The organism is Butyricimonas sp. Marseille-P3923 (genome assembly GCF_900184685.1).
GTDB classification, from domain to species: Bacteria; Bacteroidota; Bacteroidia; order Bacteroidales; family Marinifilaceae; genus Butyricimonas; species Butyricimonas muris.
Genome location: NZ_FXXL01000007.1, coordinates 2318839 through 2344865, shown reverse-complemented (window position 1 = coordinate 2344865; position 26027 = coordinate 2318839). Strand labels below are relative to the sequence as shown.

Here is a 26027-nt window from a genome sequence, read left to right as displayed (position 1 = left end):
AATTATTCTTTTGAAGATGATGTTAGCCCGCATACGGCTTCGTATATCCACGCGGTGTATTCACTTTCACGTAATGTATCGCCCCACGCGATGGGTGTCATGCCTTTCCATCTCTCGTTCAAGAAAGAGGTGAGGTCTGATTTCGCTCTTTTCGTGCAGGCTTTTTTCATGTTGCTCATTAATCCGGCGGCTCGGCAGGCACAGAGCTCTCCTTGGCAAGTGCCCATTCCCACGCGGGTTCTTCTTCGCAAGTCAACCAGATTGTTTACATCCAACTCGTTCAAGGCGTACTTCGCTTCTCCCACGGATACTTCTTCGCATTCGCAGATCAAGCTGTTGTCCAAGGCGGTATTCCCTGAAAACTTGTCTGCCATCTCCCCGTGGCGGTTGATTGTAGCGTTGCGTTGCGCGAGCGGAACGGATATAATTTTTTTACTTGTTTCTTCGGCATTTCCTCTGGAGCCGGGTAATTTTTCGGTGGCGGTGGTGCAAGGGGTTGAAACGTTTAGTTTCTTGCAAACCAAGTCGGTCGTCCATTCGGACATCAACCGGTAGGTCATGAGCTTGCCGCCCGTGATGGTGACAAGGCCTTCCAGTCCGTCTCTCTTCGCGTGGTCCAGTAGCACGATACCCCGGCTTACGTTTCTTCCGCTGGGATCATCGTCTGATGCAACTAGCGGTCGGACTCCTGCGTACGCTCTCAGGATGCGGGTCTGTGCCAGTAGCGGGGATAATTTTTCTCCTTCCCGCAATAGTAAGTCCACTTCTTCCGGGGTGACGTACATGTTGTCCACTTCCTCGTAAGGTACTTTGCTGGAAGTTGTTCCGATAAGGCAGATGGTATCGCCCGGCACGAGAATATCGGCGTCGGCGGGCTTGCGGCATCTGTTCAGCACGATGTTGTTTACCCGGTGCCCGAAAATCAACAAGGCTCCCTTGGCGGGTAGCATGTTGATATTGATTCCGGCCAGTTTGGCTATATTGTGTCCCCATATACCCCCGGCGTTGACAACGACGGAGCCGTAATAGGATTTTGTTTCTTTCGTTTTGTGGTCAAGGACTTTGATGCCCGTGATGCGGTCTTGCTCGCGGATGAGTTCCGTGACCTCGTGATAAGTCAGCACGGTGGAACCGTGTAGTTTCGCATCCATGATATTGGATGCTGTCAGGCGGAACGGGTCGACCGCTCCGTCCGGAACTCTTACCGCTCCAATGATATCGGGATTGGCGGAAGGTTCCATCTTTAAAGCTTCTTTCGGATCGATCACGTCAGCCCGAATACCTGCTTGCCTACAGGCGTCAACAAATTTGGACTGGTAATTTATGTCATCTTCGGGAAGGGTGAGGAAGAGACCGTCGGTTTCTTCCACGCAGTGGCTGGCGATTTTACGAAGAATCATATTTTCTTTGATACATTCTTCCGCGGATTCTTTGTCGGTTACCGCGTAGCGAGCGCCGCTATGCAACAGCCCGTGATTGCGTCCCGTGGCTCCGGTGGAAATATCGAATCTTTCAACCAAAAGCACCCGCAGTCCCCTGCGGGAACAATCTCTGGCAGTACCGGCTCCTGTCGCGCCGCCGCCGATGATGATTACATCAAATGGTTTTGTTGTCTCGTGCTGTGTCATGTCCAAAAGATTTTATTATCGCAAAGGAAAGAATAAAACGAAAGAAAACAAAATAATATCGCAACAAAATCATCTAAAAACGAAAGTAAATGAAAGAACGACTTCCGTTTTGTGTTTTGAATAGCTTTCAAATACTCTTGAATGAGGAAAAATGAAATCTCTTTTACTATATATATAAGGTATGGGAAAAATAAATTATTGTTGGTAAATACTAGATGTGAATTAAAGGTGGTAGAAAACTGTGGTTAGATCAAGTAAAATTTATCTTGTATGATTTGTGTGGCAAGTGTTGAATAAGTGATGTGCTAGTAGTGACAAGAGTGTCGGTATTTAATCTACAATAGAGGTGTGTTCGAGAGGGGGTATTGATTTACTTATGTTGTTGAATTGATGTTGTGCCGTTTCGGAACGGTTGTAGAAAAAGAGAACAACGATTCAACAACGGTAGAACAAGCCGACTTGAAACTGACTTTATCTGATTGTTTGTGGGAGTCTGTGAGGAGCGGGCTTGATAAATAAAAGGAGAAGACAAAGAACATTAACGGGATAAATATCTTTGTCTTCTCACATCACCAACCGATTAACATACCCCAATTGCTTGGGGATTTCACCAATAATCGCTATATTTGTAACAAACGATACACAAAGGTAATACAAATTTGGAAGAATGCAAAATCAAATTGGATTATTTTTTGGTAATAGATAAAATTTAAATTAATTCTAAATAAAAGGGTATGTCATTTTCCGAGAGATTGCAAGAGGTGATGAACGAGAAAGGTTACACGAAATACCGTGTGGCGAAGGCATTAAACATGTCGGCTACTACCATTTCAAACTACCTGAATAACAAGACGAAGCCTGATACCACAAAATTGGAGGTGCTGAGTCACTTGCTGGGAGTAAACCGGAATTGGCTTGTAAGTGGCGAGGGCGAGAAATACCGTAAAGTTGTTGCGGTTGATGATGATTCTTTAGGGGTTGATTCAGTCGGCGAGGATGATAGTATAATGACACGTCATCTGGTGGCGATTGTTGATAAACAAGCTTCTTCTTTAAAGGCTAAGGATGAGCAGATGACTATGTTGCTTGCGACAAATGAACTGTTGTTAAGGAAACTTGCTTCTCTTCTGGAGAAGTTGCTCGAGAAATTTTGAGATAGTATAATATTGGAATAATACTTCACGAGTGCCACAAGGATTTGAAATCGTTTTTTGGGCATTCGTGAAGTATTTTTTTTGTCTTTTCTCGGGAAAATTCTCTTTGATATATATTTTTTTTGAAAAATATTTCAAATAGTAATCTCCCGTTTTTTAATTCGTTTTTTCAAAGTATTTTTCCATGACAAATAGAGAAATTAGTTTTTCTCTTTTTTTATTCTGGAATTGAGCCACGTACTCGTGAGCGTGTTTTATAATTTCGAGAGCCTCATTCTCGTGCTCGATGTAATAATTAACTTTCTCGATCAGGTCGGAATAATCTTCCTTGATTTCAATATAGTGATAATCGGGGATTAATTTACCTTCCATGAACCAAGTTTCACAAGTAGGTTTGGGCATTACAGCGATGGAGTTGGAATACATTACCCATTTCAAGTTGCTTGCCACGTCATTCCCCTCGAGTGCCATGATGAATTTGTACTTGAGATGCTCGCGTAGTGTTATTTTGGGTTTTCTCCATTCCGCGGGTATGTTGGGACTACTGCCAACTTCTCCGACATCGCACATGGGATGATCGATAAACTTTGAAATGAACTGTTGTCTGCGAGGTTTCGAGCCTGCCTTGCCTCTAAAAATGATTTTATTCATTTTTCCGGAGAAAGGTATCGTGTCTTTGAGAAAAATGAAATGGCGTATCTTGTCGAGATTCAATAGAACCGAATTTTTATTATCGGGATGAAGAGGACGGCTTTTCACGATGGCCGGATAGGCGGGAACGTGAACGATGTCACCGGGCAAATGTTGCCATTTTAGAGATTTCGAGAACCAGCGGGTGAATTCGTAGGTATCAAAGAAGTAAACGGATTGTTTTTCCCTTTTGGTGAACTTGTGATTTGCCAGACGGGGAGAAGTGTCCGGTAATTTCACGGGTTCTGACAGTTTGTTATAATACTCGACACGTTCTTGTATGTAAGGGAAATCCGGTCGTTTCATGGCTTTTTTCAATATTTTTTCACGACGGTTGCGGAGTATGATTTGCGGGATTGCATAACGAGTCATGTTTTGAATATAGTAAATCCATTTCGGATTCTTTCCACTACGAAGACGATAGATTAACTGCATGTCTGATATCATGTTTCTACCTCTATCTCCAAAAGGTAATTATAACCGTTAAAAGCGTGGAGATACTTGTTTTATCTATCTTTTATATCTCGCGGAATGTTCTGTTGCAAACAATTCATTCGCCTTTTAATGTATATTATACACGACATACAATATCATGTCCACCCAACAGAACATTGTAGTAATTAAGATTCTAAAGATAAGAATCCAAACAAACGCCTTTAAAATATCTTCTATCTGAAACGCTCAGATGACAATGTAAAAATAGATATTTTTTGGTATTTGACAAATAGTAGGCTAAATAAATCGGACTTCGGCGGAAAACCGGAGTTTACATCATGGTGTTTCTTAAATCTTTGCATATTGCAAAGATTTAAGAAGTGAATGACAGACTATCCGGTATTATTCTATATTGATTTCGATGTCAGTGTATATAGTGACGGATTTTTGTAGATGTTTTATTAAGGCAACCAGAGCATCGTGCGCTTCGAATGGCAAATGCGAGAACTTGTCCAGCCAAGAGAGAATGTAGTGTTGTTGGCGAGTAATTTCATAGATCGTGGCTTTCAGAAAATTTCGTTCCCAAAGAATTTTTTGTCGGGATACAAAATTTTTAAGATTTGTGGTTATGCAATATCCCGTGTCATCTTGTCGTATCGAGATAGCGGGATTGATTTTTATGATTTGAACGGAACGTCTTTGTTCATCTTTTTCATTGTAGACGTGAGGATGTCCCGCGAGAAGAATTATCTTGTCTTCTTTGGAAAGATTCGGGTAGGCTAATTCACAGTCCCAATCGGTCATGTCGGGGACGGAGCCTTCGAAGAGTCTTGGCGCAGCGATAGGCATGCCGGATGTCCATGTGATTCCATCCTTTGTTTTCTGTAGCTTGGGGACAATCATCCACTGTTGTTTGCCCCATGTGCGTATAAAGTACGCGATCCGGAATGTGTTTGTTCGTGTGACCAAGAGTTCTTTCGTCCTATCTTTTTGAATGATTGGTGTGAATGTCTGTTCCACGAGAGGGGCAAATGTTTTTTCCCATTTTCCCGTTAGTATGGTATTTTGTTTAAAAGATACTGAGTTTTTTCTCGATAAACATTTGTTTACTAAAGACGGAATGTCCCAACCTAGTTTAGCGGCTTGATGTTCGAGGAATGTCAATGAACCGTCGACGGCTAGTCCGAGGTATTGTTTCATGCTGTTCAGTAGATATTGGGACAAGGGGGGAAGAGTGCCTTCTGCCGGTAGTAAGCGAGTGATTTCTTCCGGGCTTTTGTTCATTTTGTTTGCCCATGCGAGCCGTTCGAAAATGTCGTCGGGAGGGAGAATGTTTAGCGGGGAATTGATATCGATAGATGTTTTAGAATCTAGCAGGTAAGCCATGGCTTTACCGAATAGGAATATGGGGTATTGGGTGGGGCGATAGTCGTCGAATATCGTTTTATTTGATTCCCCTTCCGAAAAATATCGAAGGGCACGCGAGTAATCACCTTGATAAAGGTAGTACATTCCCAATAAGGATGCTCCTTCTCTGGTGGCGGGATTTACGTTGTCGGGAATTTGATCTGATTTGCCGGGAAGCAAGAGTGTTAGGATTGCCCGTGTATCTTGCAAGGTGGCATGAAAGAGGGGAGAGTTTTTGTGTATAACGGTAAATCGGTCATACCAACAAGCGATGGACGGGTTAGGATGAATCTGTTCGATTTGTAACCGGACAATATCCCGGAAGTGGCGTATAAGGTATTTTTCGGGAAATGTTGTTTCGAGATGAAAGGATGATTTCATCTTTGAGGCTGTGTTGAGAAGTTGCTGTTTATAAAAATGCGGGATCGGGAAATGGTCGTGATCCGGTAATTTTACATCAAAGAATATAGCTAGTATCCTCTCTCTCGTGGGGCGTCCTGTTCGATTTACTTTTTCCCAGAATTGTGGAGTGCTGACTTCTTGCTCGATATCGCGCCCCTCTTTTACCTGTTGCAGGAATAATAGAATGGTTAATTCCAGAGCTAACATAGACGTGTAGTAATCATCAGTACTTCCGCCTTCCATGCAATACCAAACAATTTTAGCCTGTTGGAGCCTTTTGAAGGTCGCATGTAATTCGGAACGGGGGGAAGTGACGTCAGGGAATAAACTTTCCATATCCTTCCTGTTGATAGGGCAACAAGAGTGTGCCAACATGTCTACGATAAGTTTTGCCTGACCGGATAATGATCGATAGACTTCCAATTGAGATTCGAATGAGATATCCATAAGTAATAAATATAGGTTTTTACAAATTTAAGAAAAAAATCCGGAAATCTATCTATGTAGGTATAATGTGTATTGTTTTTGGTTATTTGATTACCTGCATTATTTTGTGATAGATTATATTATTATAAAGGATTATTATTACTTTTAGAGCGTGTTTGAAGAAGAAGGAATATAATCAGTGTTTAAATATTAAAGTGTTGTTGTATGAAAAGAGTAATGAAGACCTTATTATTTGCTATGGCAATTTTTTCGGGCGGACTATTTTGCTCGTGTTCTTGTAAAGTGGACAAGAAGGCGGCTCAAAAAGTGATGCCTATCGAGGTGCCCGTGCCGGAACGTCCGGCGGGACAGAAAGATGTGCTGGGGTTGGTGACTCCCAAGTTGGATACCGTGCGTGTCGGGTTTATTGGGTTGGGGATGCGGGGACCGGGAGCGGTAGAAAGATTCACGCATATACCGGGTACAAAAGTCGTGGCTCTCTGTGATATCGTTCCCGGACGGGTGGATAAGACGCAAGGGATATTGAGACGTGCCGGATTGCCGGAGGCGGCGGGTTATTCGGGAAGTGAAGATGCGTGGAAGCAACTTTGCGAACGGGATGACATTGACTTGGTGTATATCGCCACGGATTGGCTGCATCACGCGCCGATGGCTCTTTACGCGATGGAACACGGTAAACACGTGGCAATAGAGGTTCCTGCCGCCATGAATATGGAGGAGATTTGGGCGTTGATTAACATGGCGGAGAAAAAGCAATTGCATTGCATGATGTTGGAAAATTGCGTGTATGATTTCTTCGAGTTGACCACGTTGAACATGGCGCAACATGATGTCTTCGGGGAAATACTTTACGTCGAGGGTGCTTACATTCATAATCTTGACGAGTTCTGGGCTTATTACTGGAATAACTGGCGTATGGACTACAACCGGAAACACCGGGGGGATATTTACGCCACTCACGGCATGGGGCCCGCTTGTCAATTGCTGGATATTCACCGCGGCGATAAGATGAATTATCTTGTTTGCATGGACACGAAAGCTGTTTCTGCACCGGAGTATATCAAAAACAAGACGGGTGAAGAGGTGAAGGATTTCAAGAACGGGCAACACACGGTGACGTTAATTCACACGGAGAATGGTAAAACGATACAGATGCAGCATAACGTGACATCGCCCCGTCCGTACAGTCGGATGTACCAGTTGACAGGTACGAAAGGTTTTGCCAATAAATACCCGATACAAGGCTACGCCCTGCAACCCTCGCAGGTATCCTCGGACGTGATGCCGGATCACGAGAATCTAAACGCTCACGGTTTCGTGCCGCAAGAAGTGAAGAAAGCCTTGATGGAAAAATACAAACATCCCATTCAAAAGGAATTGGAAGAACAAGCCAAGAAGGTCGGCGGACACGGCGGCATGGATTTTATCATGGATTATCGCCTCGTGTATTGCTTGCAGAACGGTTTGCCGTTGGATATGGACGTGTATGACTTGGCAGAATGGTGTTGTCTCGGTGAATTGACTGCACTTTCACTGGAAAACAACAGTGCTCCCGTGGCAATTCCGGATTTCACCCGCGGCGGTTGGAATAAGATCAAGGGGTATCGTCACGCTTTCATGAAATGAAAGATGATGGAATAGCTTGGGATTAAGAGCTTATATATAAGAGGAGGTGTCAAAATAAGACATTTCCTCTTTTTTTATTATAAAATTAAATTGGAAATAGACGAGTAATTGTTTTTTTCTCTACTTTTGGAGAAACAAAGAGCGTGGAGTTGGTGTATGATATCTAAAAATAAGGGGTATACTATTGATAGATTGGTAAAAAAGGATCCAATGGCTTTTCGTGCTTTTCATCAGGAGCACGTGAAGTTGTTTTACCAGTTTTGTACACGGTTTGTCGACGATTCGGAAATCGTGAGGGATATTGTGCAGGAGGCGTTTATCGCCATGTGGGAGCGAATTACTACTTTTCGGGAAGAGGCTCACGTGAAGGCTTTCCTTTATGCCGCCGTACGAAACCGGGCGATAAATTATTTGCGGGATCGGCAAGTAGAGATTCGGGGGCGGGAGAAATTGTTTCAGTTACAGAACGAGACGGAGTTTCGGGATATTGTCGTTGAGGAAGAAATGTATGATTTCCTTTGTAAAAAGATAGAAATGCTGTCGGAAATGCAACGTGAGGTACTATGGATGCATGTCGACGGTTTGTCGAACGAGGAGATCGCGAGAAAATTGAATATTTCGGTGAATACGGTACTTACCCATAAACAACGGGCAAAGAGTATATTAAGGGAATATTTGAAGGACTTCTCTGTTTTTTTACTCATTTTTATGTGATTTTTTTTATTTGCTTGTAGTCGTTTTCACGAGGTTTCGTGTGTTAGTATAAAATACTTGAAAGAAATCGTATGAACGACGGGTTGGCATTTGAAAAAATAGATGAATATACTTCTTTATTAAAGAAATATTTCGACGGGCAGTTGAACAAGGAGGAACGGGTTCGATTGGCAAGGTGGTTGAGACAGGATAGGAAGAATCGTGAATTGTTCATGAATGTACGGTCGATAAGTCTGTTGAAAGAGCATTACGAGAGGAGGAGCGAAATAGATACACGGCAGGAGTTCGATTTATTGGTATGGCGGTATCCCCGTGTGCGAGGGGGACGGAGAGTATACGCATGGTGTTATGTCGCTGCTGCGGTAGTACTTTTGTTGATTATCGGCGGGGGGATATTTTTCAGTACCCGGACAGTCCCGGAGAATACCCCGGGGAAAACTGTATCCGCTGGAAAATTATATGCTTTATTAACAACGGCCGACGGTAAGGTCGTGCCGATTTGTCAAGGGAGCGAATCGGGCGATAATGCAGGCTTCCGTATCAAGGATTCGATAAAGCAATTAGTATGCGGGGGTGGGGAAATGCGCGGGGATACGGTTTGTTATCATCGATTGGATATTCCTCGGGGAGGAGAGTACAGTGTGGTATTGGAAGATGGAACTTTAGTCCGTTTGAATTCCGAATCGAGTATTCGTTTTCCCGAATTTTTCAGTGATTCGACTCGTGGAATAGAAGTGAGGGGCGAGGTCTATTTGGAAGTGGCTAAAGATGTATCAAGACCTTTTATCGTGGAATCGGGTAGGTTGAGGACAGAAGTGTTGGGTACGCGTTTCGGAATGTCGGTTTATCCTGCCGAGGATTTGTGGATGACGACATTGGCAGAAGGATGCGTGCGTGTGACGTTGGACGGGGAGGACAAGCTTGTATTGAATTCGGGACAACAAGCGTATGTCGTTGGCAGTCGGTTGGAAAAGAGAGAGGTGAATGTTGATAAGGAATTAGCGTGGGTACAGGGATTTTTCGTGTTTGAGCATGACGAGTTGGTACATGTCGTAAATCGTTTATCGCGTTGGTATGATGTCACTTTTGTGTTTGATGACGAAAATCTGAAAGCTTATCAGTTCACGGGGACGGTAAGTAGGGATTATGGTCTGGATAGAATACTGGATTTGATAGAGAGGATGAATATCGTAACTTTTGAGAAATCAGAAAGGAGTATTGTAATAAAAACAAACGGCAAAGCCGGAAAGTATAATTAAGGCCTATAATTACCGTCTTTGCCATTCTAAATTTAATAAAACAAAACTATGAAAAAAAATCGAGAATTTCGATCTTTAAGAGATCGTATTTTGCTCAAAAAGCGAGCGTGTTTGAGCTTGTTCCTTGGGGTGATTTTCTTCTTTCCCGTTTACGCTCAGGATAAACAGCCTTTGGTTTCAGTCTCGGTGGAACGGCAGACCGTGATCGAGATTTTTAAACTACTGGAACGACAGGTGGTTTATAAATTTATGTATCACGATGCGGATATATTGAAATTGGGGCGCAAGAGTTTGAATTTGAAAAAAGTGCCATTACGTGTCGCGTTGGATTCTTGTGTCAGGGGAAGCCAGATTGCTTATGAGTTCGTGGGGGATCAGATCGTGTTTAAACGGGAAGCCGAAAAAACGAGGTTGGTAAAGGGAACCATTAAAAGTGTCCAAGGTGATTTGTTACCGGGTGTGACTGTCTTGTTGAAAGGTACTTCCACGGGGGTAACGACTGATTCCAAGGGACAGTTTATCTTATCGGTTCCTCCTTCAAATTCTATTGTTTTGCAGTTCTCTTTCGTGGGAATGAAGGGAAAGGAAGTGAAGGTAACGAACAACCAACCGTTGTCGGTGGTCTTGGAAGAGGATAACGAGAAGTTGGATGAGGTTGTTGTAACCGGGTATCAGAATGTGCGTTCCCGTGATATGGTGGGGTCTTATTCGAAAGTTAACGCGGCGGATATCATGATGCCGGCTTACACGTCTATCGACCAGATGTTGCAGGGGAAAATAGCCGGATTGATGGTGATGAACACGAGTTCCCGCATGGGGACGAGTCCGGAGATACGCATTCGCGGGACTTCCACGATTTTGGGAAACAAGGCTCCGCTGTGGGTTGTTGACGGTGTGATTCAGCCTGACCCGATTCCTTTTGATCGGAATGATGCCATGACGGAAGATCTTAAGAATATTGTCGGCAGTCAGATTTCATGGTTGAACCCGGCGGATATAGAGACGATCACGGTATTGAAAGACGCTTCCGCCACGGCAATTTACGGCTCAAAAGCTTCCAACGGTGTGATCGTGATTACCACTAAACGAGGATTTAACGAGAGTAGGAGTATCAAGTACTCGATGAATCTTTCTTTCCGGAGACGTCCCACTTACGGACTGTTTAATTTGATGGATTCCAAAGAGAGAATCCAATTTACACGAGAGGTATTTGATGCCGGGGGAAGTTATGATGCGTCATATCCTCCTATCAAGCAACTGGATACCTACGAGGGGCTGTATCGTATGTATATGGATCAGGATATTTCCAAGGATGATTTCGTGACGGAACTGGCAAAATTGGAAACGACAAATACGGATTGGTTGGATCTTTTGACTAGAAATGCCGTGAGTCACAATCATAATTTGAGTATATCGGGTGGCTCGGAAAAGATCACGTATAGCGCCTCGGTTTCTTATGCCAACAATAAGGGCGTGGAGTTGAAGAATAGTCAGGAACAAATGAGCGGACGCTTGAATTTGGGGGTGAAATTGCACCCGAAATTACGGGTAGATTTGACCTTGATAGGATCGCTGGATAAGGTGAACGGGTACGGTCCCGGAGTAAATCCGATGAGTTACGCTACTTCTACGAGTCGGGCGATACGGGCTTATGACGATGAAGGAGACCGTTTGTTTTACCAATTACCCGCTAGTTACCAGTATCGTACGGGTATAACCCCACTGAAATATAATATTCTAAACGAGATTGACAACACGTATTCCCGTTCGAAGACAACACGGGTTAATGCTACGATAGACTTGAACTGGGATATTCTTTCTTGGTTGAAATATCAATTGGTTGCCGGAGTTTCCAAGGATGAGAAGAATGGAGAGTCATATGCGGGAGAGCGTTCATATTATGTCGCGGGTAAATATCGCGGTTATGACTACGGGGCAGCGATAAAGGGAGATCCAGATTATGCTGCTGCCGTGTTGCCCTTTGGTGGTGAATTTTTTACCTCGAACGCATCAACACATAATTATAACGTGCAAAATAAATTATTGGTCGATAAGACGTTTAAGGAAGAGCATCGCTTGAACGTCATGTTAGGATTTGAAGTCCGGTCGACCGCGAACAAAAGTCTGCAGAACAAGGTTTGGGGATACGTGCCCGACCGGGGGAAAAAAGTGATTAGTCCTACTTTGCCGAGCGAATTTGTTTCACAGAGTCCCTCTCGACTGGAAGAGTTCAGTGTCTACAAAGATTTGTATAGCGGGGCTTGGAGGCATACCACGGGTACGGATAATTTCTTGTCTTATTTTGCCACGTTGGTATATTCTTATAGAGATCGTTACGTGTTGAATGCCAGTATCCGGAATGACGAGTCGAATCGTTTCGGACAAGACGTGAACAAGCGTTTTGACCCGTCTTATTCTGTGGGATTGTCGTGGGATGTGTCAGAAGAAGAACTTGTCAGGAGGTGTCTTCCGTGGTTGGATCAGTTAAGATTTAGAGTGTCTTACGGTATACAGGGAAACGTGGTGGAAACTATTAGTCCGGATATTATCGTGGCACAACAGGGTGTTGTCGAGCCTTTTGCGACGTACGGAGTTTCTATCGCCAGTTTGCCGAATCCCGATCTGAGTTGGGAAAGTACGAAAACGTGGAACGTGGGAATGGATTTGCAATTCCTGAAATGGGTGACCATGTGTCTGGAATATTACAGGCGAGCTTCAGATGCGATTATATACCAGCCGATACCAAAGGAATACGGGGTGCCGGATATGGCGTTGAACGGGGGAAGAGTTTATAATCATGGGGTTGAGTTCACGATGAATATTACTCCCGTGCGCACGAAAGATTTTGGCTGGACGATCGGTTTGAATACATCCAAGAATTGGAATAAAGCGAAGCGAATTGATTCCGGGATGACATCAGTGGATGCTTTTCTGAACGGTGTCAGTGATCGGGTATTGAAGAAAGGATATCCGTTGTCTGCTTTCTGGTCTTTCTCTTTTAAGGGATTGGACCCGGAAAACGGCATGCCTCAGTTTAACTTGATGGATGTGGAGGCTGGAAATGATATTGATCCGACCTCGTTTTTGGTTTATTCCGGGGAAAGTGAACCGTATTTCACGGGAGGTTTGAACACCCGGTTGCGCTTTAAAGATTTTACGATAGGCGGAGATTTCTCTCTCTTGCTGGGAGCGAAGAGACGTTTGCCGAATTTGTACCCGAATCAGGAGCGTCTTCCAAGTCCTTACGCTAATATGGACAAGGATTTGCTTAAACGATGGAAACAACCGGGTGACGAGGAACGCACGGATATCCCGGCTTATTATTCCGGTGGAGTTAGTTCGTGGATGAATTTGCCTAACGGAAGGCAGTTTTCGCTATACGAGATGTGGAGGCAATCTGATATTCGAGTTGTGAACGCTTCCTTCTTGCGTTGTAATCAGCTTTCGTTGACGTGGAATATGAACGAGGATTGGTGTAAGAAACTTGGGATATTGAATTTGTCGGTTAATCTGGTAATGAATAACGCATTCGTGATCGCGAGCAAGCGTTTGAACGGTTTCGATCCTGAGTTAGATAATAGTATTATGCCCAAGACGTATTCTTTAGGTTTTAGCGTGGGATTTTAAATGAATTGAGATTATGAAAAGTAAATTGTTATATTTATCTCTGTTGATCTGGCTTTTATTTTCGTGTAGCGATTTTTTGGAGCCCAAATCAGAGAACGAGTTCGTGCCGACAAAAGTATCTTCACTGGAAGAATTACTGACGTTTGAAACTTACAGTGCCAGTTTTGGGTTGTATGGATTACTCCCGATGTTTGAAGACGATATTGCACAAAACCCTAAATTTAATTCAGACGAGGATTACTTGGGAATGGCTTCCGGGGCTATATTTGCCGCTTACACGTGGCAATCGAATATGTATGATGAATTTGATAAAGAGTACGTGGGTGATTACGATATATGGACGGTAGCGTATGAGGCGATTCTAGGAACGAATGCCGTGCTGGATTATATTGACGGGGTGGAAGGAACGGAGAAAGAGAAAAATAGTGTGATCGCCCAAGCATGTGCTTTGAGAGCTTACTATTATTTTTATCTCGTGAATTGTTTCGGGTTGCCTTATAATTATGACAAAAATGCACCCGGGGTTCCTTTGAAGTTGACAGCCGGTGTAAAGAATTCGAGTATGCCAAGGAATACGGTGGGAGAGGTATATGAACAGGTGTTGAAAGATTTGCTAAGAGCCGAGAAACTTTATTTGGCGATGTCAACGGAGGAACAATGGAAACCGGATTACAAAGTAAGTCTGCCTTTCGTACAATTGCTATTATCCCGGGTTTATTTGTACATGGAAGAATGGCAAAAGGCTTCGGACTATGCGGGAAAGGTGATTGGGAATCCCGTTTTTCGATTGGTCACGTTGGATGAATTTCCTCCCAATGCGGAAGAATATGAGATTCAAGAGTATTACGTGATGCATAATTATAAGTGTCCGGAAGCTATTTGGGTGTATTCAAGGTTAGGTGATATATGTAAGTTTATAAATACAATTCAATTTACCGAGTATTATGAACTGGTTGGGGTGATGCGTACTTCTCAAGATCTTTTTGATTCATACTCGATGATGGATAAGCGAGGTGCTCAATACTTGGTTCAAGAGTATTCCGGACCTTGGAAGAAACCTTATGGAAAATTCGCAATAGATGATGGTTATAATCCTACTTCCGGGTATGGAAATAGTGATTATAACGCCAGAAGTTTCCGGTTATCGGAAGCCTATCTGAATCAGGCGGAGGCAGAAGCCATGTTATATAAATTGGAAAATTCGGGCGAACATAAGACGAAAGCAATGGAACTGTTGAATACATTGCGACAGAATCGTTTGCCTGTCGGTGCCGAATTGGGAGAGCCGGCCACGTCTGATCGGTTGGTTCAGATGGCCCGGAATGAACGGCGTCGGGAATTGTGTTTCGAGGGACACCGTTGGTTCGATTTGCGTCGTTACGGGATGCCGGAGATTAAACACGTGTGGTACACGGATGCCACGAATAGCGTGACTTACACGCTCCGGGAAAAGGATCCCGCTTACGTGCTGCCGATACCCACGGACGTATTGTTACTTAATAAAGAATTGGTACAAAATCCGTTGGCCCCGGAGAGGAATGATTGATGTATGTTGTACTTTTTAAGAGAAAGATTATGAAACAAAGAAATTGTATATTGCAGATGTGGAAGTTAGCCATAGTGGGATGTCTCTTTTTCATGGTAGGTTGTGACGATGAGAAAGCCTTGGAAGCCACGCCTTACACGGAGGAAATGCCTTTCGAATTTCCACAAGGGAAAAACCAGTGGGATCGGGAGATTCAGAAAATTCAAGAGGATATGGGGGTTTATATCGTGTACAAGGATTTTCAGACAAAGGATTTGAACCGGGGATGGGTTATTCCCCGTCCTCAAGATATATTTGTCGGGGAAGGATTGACAGATGTTCAGGTACCTTTCTATTTTAATTTCGTGAGGGATAACTTGTTCCGTTTTCTCAATAAGGATTTTGTCCGTCCTATTTTACCTAAGTATTTTTACCTTGTGAATGATTTACACGTGGAGAGTAACAAGGAGAGAAAATATGACGTGTCGGATAAATTTGACGGCTTGGATTTCTGGGCAATTAGCTTCACGGACGAGAAGATTGAAAAACTAAAAGATGAGAATATTAAGCAGAGAAGAAATCGTATGGTATATGCCGTTATCCTGAAAGGATTGGAAGATGGTTTTGTTGCTGAACCGGCGGGTTTTACGGATGGAGTGGATTATCGTAAAGCGTTGAGTTATTACCCCACGAATGCCGATTATTTTTTGAACCGAGGGTTCGTGCATTACGTGAAAGAGGATTTTACCGTGGAGAGTCCGATTAATGATATCGGAGTACTCACGAATAAGAATGCTGATTTTTTGTGCTATGTGCGGCAGATTCTGTTCGAGACGCCGGAGAAATTCAAAGCAAAATATCCTCAAGCAGATTACGCATTAATCAATCGTCGCTATCAGATGGTGTTGAATCATTTTAAAAAGAATTACCATTTGGATTTGAGTGCTATCGCGTTGGGAGAACCCGTTGAATGATATGTTGTTTTTATGGTAGAGGAATATAAAAAAATGGTTATGAAAACGAGTATGTTTTTATGGGGAGTAGGGGTGCTGATTTTGTTCGTGTTCGGGTGCAGCAAAGACAATTCAGGCGATCCTGTCACTTCCCGGGAAGTCTTAAACGTTTCCGACACGGTGATTTATTTGAGTGCGGATGCGGGAGAAAAGGTGATATCCCTGACCTCTGACCAAGCATGGCAGATTACCGGGATAGGTGATTGGTGTAGTGTCAAGCCGGAACGAGGAGAGGTGGGGACAATGGAAGTACTCGTGAAATCGAAATTTTACGAGGAGTATGACGATCGTGAAATGGAGTTAATCGTGAAAGCGGGATTGGTCGAACAGAAAATAAAAGTAGTACAGAAAAGTAAGAAAGCGATTATTCTTAGTCCTAACCGGCAAAATATATCTGCCGGGGGGGGCAGGTTCTCCGTGGAATTAAAGAGTAGCGTGAAACACGAGGTATATATAGCCCCGGAATACTCGTGGATTACAGAAATACAATCTAGGGCTCTGGTTACCGCAACTTTGACATTCAATGTGGCAAAGAATACCGGTGGAGACCGGAAAGGAAACATTGTCATAAAAGATACGGAAAGTAGTTTGGCGGATACGATTGTTGTTTTTCAGGTCGGGATACCGGCTTTTCAAGATCGGAATATTTTGATCGCATTATATGAAGCGACCGGGGGAATGGAATGGACAAATCATACGAATTGGACAACGGATGCTCCCACGAGCGAGTGGTACGGGATAACGACCGATCGGGAAGGGCGGGTTATTGGGATCGAGTTGCCCGATAATGATTTGAAAGGTGCGTTACCTGCTGATTTGAATGGTTTATCTGAATTGCAGCGATTCGTGTTAAATGGTAATCAACTGTCCGGTAAATTTCCGGAAGAGTTGAGGTTACATGCTAATTGGCAGAATTGGGACGCTTTCATGAATATATACCCGCAACAGGAAGGATACGGTTTCACGGTAGAAGACGGAGAAGTGGAAACTTATCAGTTAGCGACACGAGGTCAGGGAATTAATTTGGTATTTATGGGGGATGGTTACGTGCAGTCTGATGTAGTCGTCGGTGGTAAATATGAACAGGATATAACGGAAGCGATTCGGTTGTTTTTTGCGATAGAACCTTATAAATCTTATCGTGATTATTTTAACGTGCATGTGGTGACGGCAGTATCAAACGAACGTGGAATAACAGTAGGGAGTAAGGTGAAAGATACGAAATTTGGTACGATGTTCGTGGGACTTGTGGGAGCCGATATGAGAACTAATAGTGACGATTGTTTTGCTTATGCCAAGAAAGCGCCTATTCCTAATTTAAGTTCGACAACGATTGTGTTGGTTGCCAATAGCGGACGCTACGGTGGAACTACGTTGAATTGGGATGACGGGTCATGTATTGCAATTTGTCCGGTATCGACCTTGCCTGCGCCTCAGGATTTTCGGGCGATCGTGCAACACGAGGCGGGAGGTCATGCTTTTGCCAAGTTGGATGAAGAATATGTCAATAATCCTGCTGCTATCTCTGGTTTGGCACTGGACAATTTTCAAAAGCAAGTAAGAAACGGTTTTTATGCTAACGTGGACCTCACGAATGATTTATCTAAAGTGAAGTGGGCTCATTTTATCGGGTTGGAAAAATATGCAGATGTGTCTGCTTTTGAGGGGGGAAGCTGTTTCCTGTATGGTGTTTGGCGTCCGGAAAATAATAGTTGTATGCGGGATGCTTCTGCTTACTATAACGCTCCTAGCCGGGAAGCCATTGTTAAAAGGATTATGACTTTGGCAGGGGAAACGTATAGTTTTGATGAGTTCGTGGAAAAAGATATTATCGAAAAACCGTATGCCCGTTCCCGGGTTTACGTGGAGCAAATTCAACCTTTTGAGCCATTGGGAAGAATGGTTTTATTGGAAGGAGCTCCGTAGTGATGATTCTCTTCTTTCTTGTGTTTGTGTAAAAAAAGAGTGCCCCTTTCGGGGCACTTGCTTTTGAATGAATATTTTCTTATTTATCCAACGCCTTCTTTATCTGCCGTTTTGCCAGCGTCAGCGGGGCTAGTGAACAAGGACCGTTCACGCAACCGCCGTCACAAGCCATGACTTCCACGAATTGGGCTTCGGGTTTCTTCGGCATCATTTTCAGCAAGGTTTGGTTCTTTTTATCTAATCCTTCGAGCGAGAGGGTGGTATAACCGTTACCTACCGCTTGAACGATAGCGTCACGAACACCTCCGGCTTGGGCGTATCCGCGGGAGTATTTCGTTACTTCCGGGTTCAGCGGCAATTCTTCGCATTTCTCTACATCAATGTCGTAAGCGACCATAAACGCACCGAGTTCCTCGAAACTCATCACGTAATCCACTTCCGGAACGTACATTTCTGCCTCGTAGCGTTTTGCCAGACAGGGACCAATGAATACAACGTCCGCGTCAGGATATTGTTCTTTCACGCGTCGGGCAGCGTATACCATGGGGCTACGGGTGTCCGAAACGAACGGTTTCACCATGGGAGCGTGTTTGTCTACCCAACCCACGTATGCCGGGCAGCATGAGGTGGTCATGAAAGGTTTGCCCTCGTGCATGCGTTCCATGAATTCGGCAGCCTCGTTGCGGGAAGTGTCTTCCGCACCAAGAGCTACTTCAACTACTTCGTCGAATCCGATAGCTTTAATGGCTGCAAGAATCTGTCCCGGGGTAGCGTTAAACTGCCCATAGATAGCTGGGGCAGGAATGGCAATAATCTTTTTATCCGGGTTCGTGATGCCTTTGTACACGTCGATGATTTTGGAGCGTTCCATGATGGCACCGTACGGGCAGGTTTGCATACACTTTCCGCAATAGATACATTTATCTTTGTCAATATGTTCCGTGCCGTCTTCTCCTTTGGAGATTGCTTTTACCGGACATACTTCCTCGCAAGGTACGGGAGTGTACACGATCGCGTGGTAGGGGCACACTTTGGCACAAAGTCCGCAACTCACGCAGTCTTCCTGTGTGATAGATGCTTTGCCGCCTTTGAAGGAGATGGCTGCTTTCGGGCAGTTCATCAGGCAGGGACGTCCCTCGCAACCCCGGCACATGTTGGTCACGAAATACTGCGATTGCATACACGCGCTACAAGCTTCGTGTACCACGGAAAGAATATTCTCTTTCGTGTTCTTGTTGTCCAAGGCTTTCTGCGCGAATTCAGCTAACGGGATTAAGTCGATTTCCTCGTCCGTGATCTCGAAACCCAAAATTGAAATAATCTTGTGTTTCAAGATATAACGATCCTTATGCACGCAGCATTTTATCGGTCGCTTATTTTTTGGACGCATTTCCACCGGGATGTACTTCACGCCGTCTACTAAATTCTTTTCTTTTAAAAGTTTTACAATTCTAATCAGTAGCTCACGTTTCGTGAGCATTGCAAAATTGTCATACAACATCTCTAAGTTCCTCTTTTATAATTCGTATTAAACTATTTTTACTAACGCCGGCGACTCGTTTGCCGTTTATCTCTATAAACGGGGGTGCTTCTTCGCCTTTACTGCACCCGAGGCATGGAGAATAGCTAACGTTCAGATGTTCGGTGATATTCTGGGGAAGAGATTCAATAACATCTCTCAATTCAGCGCCGCCCATAACATAACACATGGTGCCTACGCATATTTTTAAATTTACTTTTTCCATAATGTGAGCCAGTTTTTGAATTTTGCCCCTAAATATACATAATCTCTACATCTTTCAGATACTTTGTCTCCAATAAAAATTTTATTTTTTTGACCACGTTTCTCCGGATCTCTAATTCTACAGGTAGATTGGGATCTTGGTGCGCCGTGTTGATACGGGTTCCCACGAGTAGCGTGATCTTATCGCTATTCAACAACATTTTTACCACCATTTCGGCCGGTCCGGCTTCACGGCGTTTGTCTATATCCCCGGCGGTCAGGATGCGTTCCACTTTCCCGAGCGTGAGGATACCTTCCGTGACCAAATCAATTCCTTCCATTTTGGAAATGGGAGGGAGTTCCTTGTCCACGATATTCATATCTACTTCCATGCTTGCCCCTAGTTCCCGTGAAAGGATGGTAGCTGTCGTTCCCCCGCAGAGAATTTTCTTACCTTGAAATTCCCGTACCCGGTTGGCAAGGTATTTGTCATTTTTCTCGTCGTAGGGAGGACCTGTACATACAAGTAGGTTCCGGGGTTTCCGCATGTAGATGACACAACAACTCGTGTCGTCTTTCAGTGAATACCCGTCGTTTTTTTCTGCCTGACTCACGATTTTATGCGCGAGTTCCTTGGCTGATATATCATTATAGTGTTCTATTAAACCGGCAACATAATCTTTAACGCCGTCTTCCCACCCGAAAGGCATTTTGTGGGAACCCATTCCGGATTGCGAGACTCCGTCACTGAAGAAGATGATTCGATCCTCTTTTTCCAGTGTAAATTCGGAAATCCACAGGCATGTGTTTTCTAAATCTTCGCGTTCCACGGGGATCTTTTCCTTGTGTATGTTCACGAATGAGCCGTTACGGTAAAGGTAGTACGAGGGAGTCTCGTACTCGATGATCTTCACGCTTCCGAAACAGTCGATATCACAGATACAGAACGTGGAGTAACTGATCTTGCGCACCATATCCTTGGGTAAGGTGTTCATGATAGAAGTCGAAGTACGCAGGATGCTTTCGTTCATGGCGGTGAAATTCATGGCCATGGTAGCGGTCATCGTGGATAGCACGCAGGCTTTGATCCCGCTACCCAACCCGTCGGACAACACGCTGATTACGCGTCCTTCGCCTTTTAACTTCTGCGACATGAAACAATCCCCGCAAACAACATTGCCTGCTTTGTTCTTCTGGAAGAAGTCAACCTCGATGAAATTACCGTTATTTCTCAAAACAAATGAAATTAAAGTGGTTTCTTGTCATCCTTTTTGTAAGCATCCATAACGGTACGTAGCATGGCATCAGTAAATGCCGCGTTTTCTCCGAGTAAGCAAGCCACTTGTTGAACGGTCTCCATGTGTTTTTTGATTACTTCCTGAGTTTTTTCAAGCATCCATTCCTTGCGCACGTAAGGTTCCCGCAGGTCTTGCAGTAATCCGAATACCAGATGATGAGGTTGTATATTGTAAATTGAAATAATCCACGTGTGCTCTTCTTCACGCACTTGCCGCTCGATAATTTCTTTGCCGGTTGTCAACACGGCACGGAACAAGTCTTCGAAAGAACAGATGTTTTTCAACGGAACTCCGTTCAATCCGGGGGTAACCTCGTATATGGCGGCTATGTCTTCGCCCATGATCGTGGCACAGGATTGATTCATATCCATGATCTTCAACTCCGAGTTGACCAATACCACACCGGCGGGTATCTTTTGCAGGAGAACCGTCGCTTTATCGTGCGCGATTTTCCGCATATAGGATACGCACATGTTTTCCTCGGCTCTTCCTTCCAGCATGGCGATGGCGAAATCCCGGCAAGAGTCGTACCCGCAACCGCTGCAATTCAACTCGTCCTCCGGTCCGGTTTTCCCGACTACTGCCATGGCTTGTTTAATTTCCTCTTCCGTGTAGATATGGTCTTGGATATGCGGGTCCTTGCAGAATAGTATCTGAAGGTCTATATCTTTAAAATCATCCTTGGGATTGCCCAGTTCCGATTGATGTATAATTTCGTATCTTTTTAACGCCGGGGAAATATGGCTTAATTTCGCGGGACCGTTGATACAACCGCCTTTGCATGCCAATAGTTCCAGAAAAATGGAATCGTTTTTCCGGTGTGTATCCAGAGATTTCAGCACGTCTTTTACCGTCGATAATTCGGAAAAGGCCATGTTGTGTATTTGTTTTCCCCCTTCATGCAAGCCTTTCAACATTCCGCCCTCGATAGGATAGTACGCGCCCAATCCCGAACGATAAGGGATAAAATGCGCGTTCGGTTGTCCCGGTGCGATTTGATGAAGGTTTATTTCGGTCTGCTCGAACCATTTCTTTAAATCCTTGAACGTGATCACCACGTCGATCAAGTGATTGAACGTGTCTGCCTCCAGTTTCTTGCAGATGCAGGGGCCGGCGAACACGATCTTGACATCATCCCCGTATAATTGTTTCAATATTTTGGCATGAGCCAGCATCGGGGAAATGATCGGCGTAATGTTATGCACGTGTTCCGGCGAGTATTTCCGGATATATTCCACTACGACCGGGCAGGCTGAAGAGATATAAACTCCGTTTTCCGCTTCTTGCAGGAATTTGTCCGTCCGGTCTGAAACGATTTCCGCCCCGAGCGCGGTTTCCGACACGTCGGCAAATCCTAATCTTTTGATAGCGGCAATCAACACGCTGGAATGGATTCCCTCGAATTCGCTCACGTACGAGGGGGCGAGGGAGAGCAATACTTTCGGGTTTTGCGCCAATGTCAGTTTCGCCCGGGTCAGTCCGTCGCGAATCTTTTTAGCTCCGGTTGGGCATATCTGCGTGCAATGTCCGCAATAGATACAACGGTCTTCTATAATGGAGGCTTGGTTGTTTTCCATTCGGATTGCTTTCACGGGACATTCCCGTATGCACTTGTAACAATCCTGACAATTGTCCGATTCCGTGTAGATAGGTCTTAGTTGCATGGGAACTCTTCTTGTAAGATTTTATATAAACGAGAGAGATTCACTTCTTCGTACACTTTATCATCAATCCGAATAATCGGACCTTTGCTGCACAATTCTTCACACAAATGTCCACAAAAATCGATCTCTGCTTCCAAGTTGTTTTCACTCAGGTATTTCTTGATTGCCCCGAGGTTCGTGTTATTTCCCCGGGAGAAGCAGGAACTTCCTAAACAGATTCTGATTTGGCGCTTTGACATACTTGTACTTCTTCGATTTTCAGGTTGATACTTTCTGCGTTGCAAAAATAAGACATTTATCGCAATAAACCCAAGTAAATTGCAACTTTAATATTATTTGCCGTTTTTTGCTTTCAATTTGTAAGTGAAATAAAGATTTTGGTATAAAAAAACCGCCTCGACCGAGGCGGTTTCTTCTATATAGTAAAATAGTACTATTTTTTCTCTTCTGATTTCTTCCCGAATCTTCTGCTTAAGTCGAAAGAGATCGGAGTCGCGATAAACAGTGACGAGTATGTACCGACCACGATACCGACTAACAAGGCGAAAATGAATCCCTTGATAGATGCCCCACCGAAGATAAATATCGCTAACAACACGACGATTGTTGATAATGATGTACTGAACGTACGACGTAGCGTGGAGTTCAACGCGTCATTTACCACCTGCCCGTCATCTCGTTTCGGGTACAGTTTGCGATATTCACGGATACGGTCGAATACAACCACGGTGTCGTTGATTGAGTAACCCACAACAGTCAACACGGCAGCGATAAACGCTTGGTCTACTTCCAACGAGAACGGTAACAAGCCTGCAAACAGAGAGAAGGCTCCGATTACGATAATCGTGTTATGTGCCAAACCGACAACAGCTCCGGCTCCGTATTGCCATTTGGAGAATCTCACCATGATGTAGATGAAGATACCGAGTAACGCGAACAATACCGACCAGATAGCGGCTCTCGTCATGTCTTCAGCCACGGCGGGTCCGATCTTTTGGGTTTGTTGCAAGTTCACGGAACGGAATGTTTCATAATCAGTTCCGGCAGGGAGAATATTCTGTAATCCCACGTATAATAAGGAGTCTACATTAGCGTCAACATCAGCGCCGCTTTCTTCGATCCTGTATTTAGTCGTGATTTTAACATTATTCGCTGTTCCCACTGTTTTTACCTCGGGTGCGCTTCCGTAAACTTCAGCCAATTGTTCAGCGACGTCTCCAACTTGTACGTCTTGGGCGAAAGTCACGGTATAAGTTCTACCTCCGACGAAGTCGATACCTTTATCTAGACCTCTCGTGAACAGAGATACGAAACAAATGATGATAGCGATACCTGAAATAGTGTAACTGATCTTGCGTTTTTGCAAGAACGGGAATTTGGTATTTCTCAGCCAGTTCGCGGTCAACGGTGTAGTGAATGTCACGTTATCACTCTTCTTGGCTGCTCTCTCGAGGATCAAGCGGGTGATAAAGATTGCCGTGAACAGAGAAGACAAGATACCGATGATCAACGTGGTCGCGAATCCTTTGATAGGACCTTCTCCGAAATAGTACAGGATAAATCCGGTGATCAACGTGGTCAACTGACCGTCGATGATAGCGGAGTATGCGTTACTGTAACCCTCCTTGATAGCGAGTTTCAAGCCTTTGCCGGCTCTTAACTCTTCTTGGATACGTTCGTAAATCAACACGTTGGCATCAACCGCCATACCCATGGTCAACACGATACCGGCGATACCGGGCAGTGTCAACACGGCTCCGATGGATGCCAGAATACCGAACAAGAAGAACAAGTTGGCAAGCAACGCGATATCGGCAGCCAATCCGGCGCTCTTGCTATAGAAGAATAGCATGTAAGCCAATACCAGCACGAAGGCGATGATGAATGACCACATACCGGATTGAATAGCTTCTTGTCCCAAAGATGCTCCTACAACCTCGTCAGCGATGATGCGTGCGGGTGCGGGCAATTTACCGGATTTCAATATGTTGGCAAGGTCACCTGCTTCTTTCACGTCGAAACGACCGGAGATTTGAGAGCTACCGCCCTTGATTTCGTTCATCACGTTGGGTGAAGAGGCTACCACTCCGTCAATAACGATAGCGATGCTACGGTTTACATTATCTTTGGTCAAGCGAGCCCAAGTTTTGGCTCCCTCGCTGTTCATGCTCATGGAAACAACCGGTTTTCCCTGTTGGTCGTAATCTTGACGGGCGTCCACAACCGCGTCTCCTTCAAGAGGAGCCTTTCCGTTACGGGTCGTGATTTTAATCGCGTGCAACCCGATTAATCCCTCGGGAGTAGCTTTCATTTCCCACAACAAACGGGAGTTGCGCGGGAATAACGCTCTTACTTGCGGCATACGCAAATAAGCGTTGATTGTCCCGGTATCTTTCGCGAAAGCGTAACCGACACATGAACCGGTTCCTAAACCTTCGCGTGTCATGTTAGGTTGCAATAAAGCGAATAACGGGTGTTCTTTCGCGATATCGTTTCGGCTTAAATTTTTCAATGAATCGGCTTCACCCTTGATCGCGTCCAAGATGGCGGATTCTTTATTCTCTTCTTGTTTTACTCCCGCTTGACTCGCTGTGTCTGTCACAACCTCAGTTTTGGCTTGTGCTTGCAACACTTCAGCTAACTTCTGGTCTGCTTGGGCAAGGTAGTTGTAAAATGCTTGGTCGCCGGCATCGAATGCTCTGCTGTTATCGTATGTTTCGTAAAATTCCAATGCAGCCGTTCCTTGCAACAACTCTCTTACACGTTGCGGTTCTTTGATACCCGGCAACTCGATGATAATTCTTCCGGAAATATCTGCTTTACGGATGTTGGGTTGTGCCACACCGAAACGGTCGATACGAGTACGGAGAATATTAAACGTGTTGTCGATAGCTCCTTCCGCTTCTTTTCTAACCACGTCGAGAACTTCCTTGTTGGTCGCGCCCACTTTGATTTTTTCTCTCATCTCGTGAGTACCGAAGATTGCCGGAGAAGCTAACTGTGCTCCCGGGGCTATTTTTTCAAAAGCCTCACCGAAAAGGGTAACAAAGTCTTTCGGGCTGGAAACTCTCATTTTAACGGCTTCCTCTATCGCTTGGTTGAAAGCGGGGTCAGTACTGTGGTTGGCAAGGCTTTTTACCACGTCAACCACGTCAACTTCCATGGTTACGTTCATACCGCCTTTCAAGTCCAAACCGAGGTTCAACTCTAATTCCTTACATTCCTTGTAAGTGAATTTGGCCAATCCGAGGAAATTGTAAACCGTTTGATTTGCGATTGAATCCAAATATTGCTTTTCTTTAGCCGGATCGCCGTTCGCAAATGCGCTTGCTGCTCTCTCTACCTGGTTCGTTTTATAAGTAAAAAACAACTGATAAAGACTCACCAATGCTAGTGCAACAGCGAGTAGTGTAATCGCTCCTTTATTCTGCATCTGTTAAATAATTTATAATATACTATGTTTCAATTCTTCGCTTTAACACATATTTT

General features: G+C 44.4%; 17 protein-coding genes. 8 read left to right on the top strand and 9 right to left on the bottom strand.

Going from position 1 to position 26027, the window contains the following annotated elements; translation table 11 throughout:
- Positions 1-2: 2 nt before the first annotated feature.
- A complete protein-coding gene (gene glpA / locus CS948_RS21060; protein WP_099294315.1) occupies positions 3-1628 on the bottom strand; it encodes an anaerobic glycerol-3-phosphate dehydrogenase subunit A in 1626 nt (541 codons plus the stop codon).
- Positions 1629-2362: 734 nt separating this feature from the next.
- Here glpA and CS948_RS21055 point away from each other — a divergent pair.
- On the top strand, positions 2363-2782 hold the full coding sequence (locus CS948_RS21055) for a helix-turn-helix domain-containing protein (protein ID WP_099294313.1): 420 nt from the start codon (positions 2363-2365) through the stop codon (positions 2780-2782).
- Positions 2783-2938: 156 nt separating this feature from the next.
- Here the strand turns inward: CS948_RS21055 and CS948_RS21050 are convergent, their stop codons facing one another.
- Together CS948_RS21050 and CS948_RS21045 are read right to left on the bottom strand one after the other, a co-directional pair.
- Positions 2939-3907, bottom strand: coding sequence for a glycosyl transferase family 90 (locus tag CS948_RS21050; protein ID WP_099294312.1), 969 nt, complete (start codon positions 3905-3907; stop codon positions 2939-2941).
- 402 nt (positions 3908-4309) lie between these two features.
- Entirely contained in the window at positions 4310-6163 is a 1854-nt protein-coding gene (locus tag CS948_RS21045) for a hypothetical protein (RefSeq protein WP_099294310.1), read from the bottom strand.
- A gap of 237 nt (positions 6164-6400) precedes the next feature.
- On the opposite strand from CS948_RS21045, the gene CS948_RS21040 reads away from it, so the two are divergent.
- From CS948_RS21040 to CS948_RS21010, 7 genes are all read left to right on the top strand, one after another.
- Positions 6401-7789 (top strand): Gfo/Idh/MocA family protein, encoded by a 1389-nt coding sequence (locus tag CS948_RS21040; RefSeq protein ID WP_255302111.1) that lies wholly within the window; start codon positions 6401-6403, stop codon positions 7787-7789.
- Between the two features lie 210 nt (positions 7790-7999).
- Positions 8000-8503, top strand: a complete 504-nt coding sequence (locus tag CS948_RS21035; RefSeq protein WP_176555160.1) for an RNA polymerase sigma factor — start codon at positions 8000-8002, stop codon at positions 8501-8503.
- A 71-nt stretch (positions 8504-8574) separates the two neighbouring features.
- Positions 8575-9762 carry a FecR domain-containing protein gene (locus CS948_RS21030; RefSeq protein ID WP_099294305.1) on the top strand — a complete coding sequence of 396 codons (1188 nt, stop codon included), beginning with the start codon at positions 8575-8577 and terminating at the stop codon, positions 9760-9762.
- A gap of 48 nt (positions 9763-9810) precedes the next feature.
- Positions 9811-13389 carry a SusC/RagA family TonB-linked outer membrane protein gene (locus CS948_RS21025; protein WP_099294304.1) on the top strand — a complete coding sequence of 1193 codons (3579 nt, stop codon included), beginning with the start codon at positions 9811-9813 and terminating at the stop codon, positions 13387-13389.
- Between the two features lie 13 nt (positions 13390-13402).
- Positions 13403-14935 carry a RagB/SusD family nutrient uptake outer membrane protein gene (locus CS948_RS21020; RefSeq protein ID WP_099294302.1) on the top strand — a complete coding sequence of 511 codons (1533 nt, stop codon included), beginning with the start codon at positions 13403-13405 and terminating at the stop codon, positions 14933-14935.
- A gap of 29 nt (positions 14936-14964) precedes the next feature.
- Positions 14965-15888 carry a hypothetical protein gene (locus CS948_RS21015; protein ID WP_141561003.1) on the top strand — a complete coding sequence of 308 codons (924 nt, stop codon included), beginning with the start codon at positions 14965-14967 and terminating at the stop codon, positions 15886-15888.
- A gap of 39 nt (positions 15889-15927) precedes the next feature.
- A complete protein-coding gene (locus CS948_RS21010) occupies positions 15928-17853 on the top strand; it encodes a M64 family metallopeptidase (protein ID WP_176555159.1) in 1926 nt (641 codons plus the stop codon).
- Between the two features lie 79 nt (positions 17854-17932).
- On the opposite strand, the gene CS948_RS21005 is transcribed toward CS948_RS21010, so the two are convergent.
- From CS948_RS21005 to secDF, 6 genes are all read right to left on the bottom strand, one after another.
- On the bottom strand, positions 17933-19354 hold the full coding sequence (locus CS948_RS21005; RefSeq protein ID WP_099294297.1) for a monomeric [FeFe] hydrogenase: 1422 nt from the start codon (positions 19352-19354) through the stop codon (positions 17933-17935).
- Positions 19344-19598: a hypothetical protein gene (locus tag CS948_RS21000; protein WP_099294295.1), complete on the bottom strand. Its 255-nt coding sequence runs from the start codon at positions 19596-19598 to the stop codon at positions 19344-19346. The genes CS948_RS21005 and CS948_RS21000 overlap by 11 nt, the downstream gene beginning before the upstream one ends.
- Before the next feature lie 28 nt (positions 19599-19626).
- On the bottom strand, positions 19627-20811 hold the full coding sequence (locus tag CS948_RS20995) for a SpoIIE family protein phosphatase (RefSeq protein WP_099294293.1): 1185 nt from the start codon (positions 20809-20811) through the stop codon (positions 19627-19629).
- 11 nt (positions 20812-20822) lie between these two features.
- Positions 20823-22538, bottom strand: a complete 1716-nt coding sequence (locus CS948_RS20990; RefSeq protein WP_099294292.1) for a [Fe-Fe] hydrogenase large subunit C-terminal domain-containing protein — start codon at positions 22536-22538, stop codon at positions 20823-20825.
- Positions 22529-22777 (bottom strand): (2Fe-2S) ferredoxin domain-containing protein, encoded by a 249-nt coding sequence (locus CS948_RS20985; protein WP_018338306.1) that lies wholly within the window; start codon positions 22775-22777, stop codon positions 22529-22531. The genes CS948_RS20990 and CS948_RS20985 overlap by 10 nt, the downstream gene beginning before the upstream one ends.
- Before the next feature lie 194 nt (positions 22778-22971).
- Positions 22972-25971 (bottom strand): protein translocase subunit SecDF, encoded by a 3000-nt coding sequence (gene secDF, locus CS948_RS20980; RefSeq protein ID WP_099294291.1) that lies wholly within the window; start codon positions 25969-25971, stop codon positions 22972-22974.
- Positions 25972-26027: the final 56 nt, after the last annotated feature.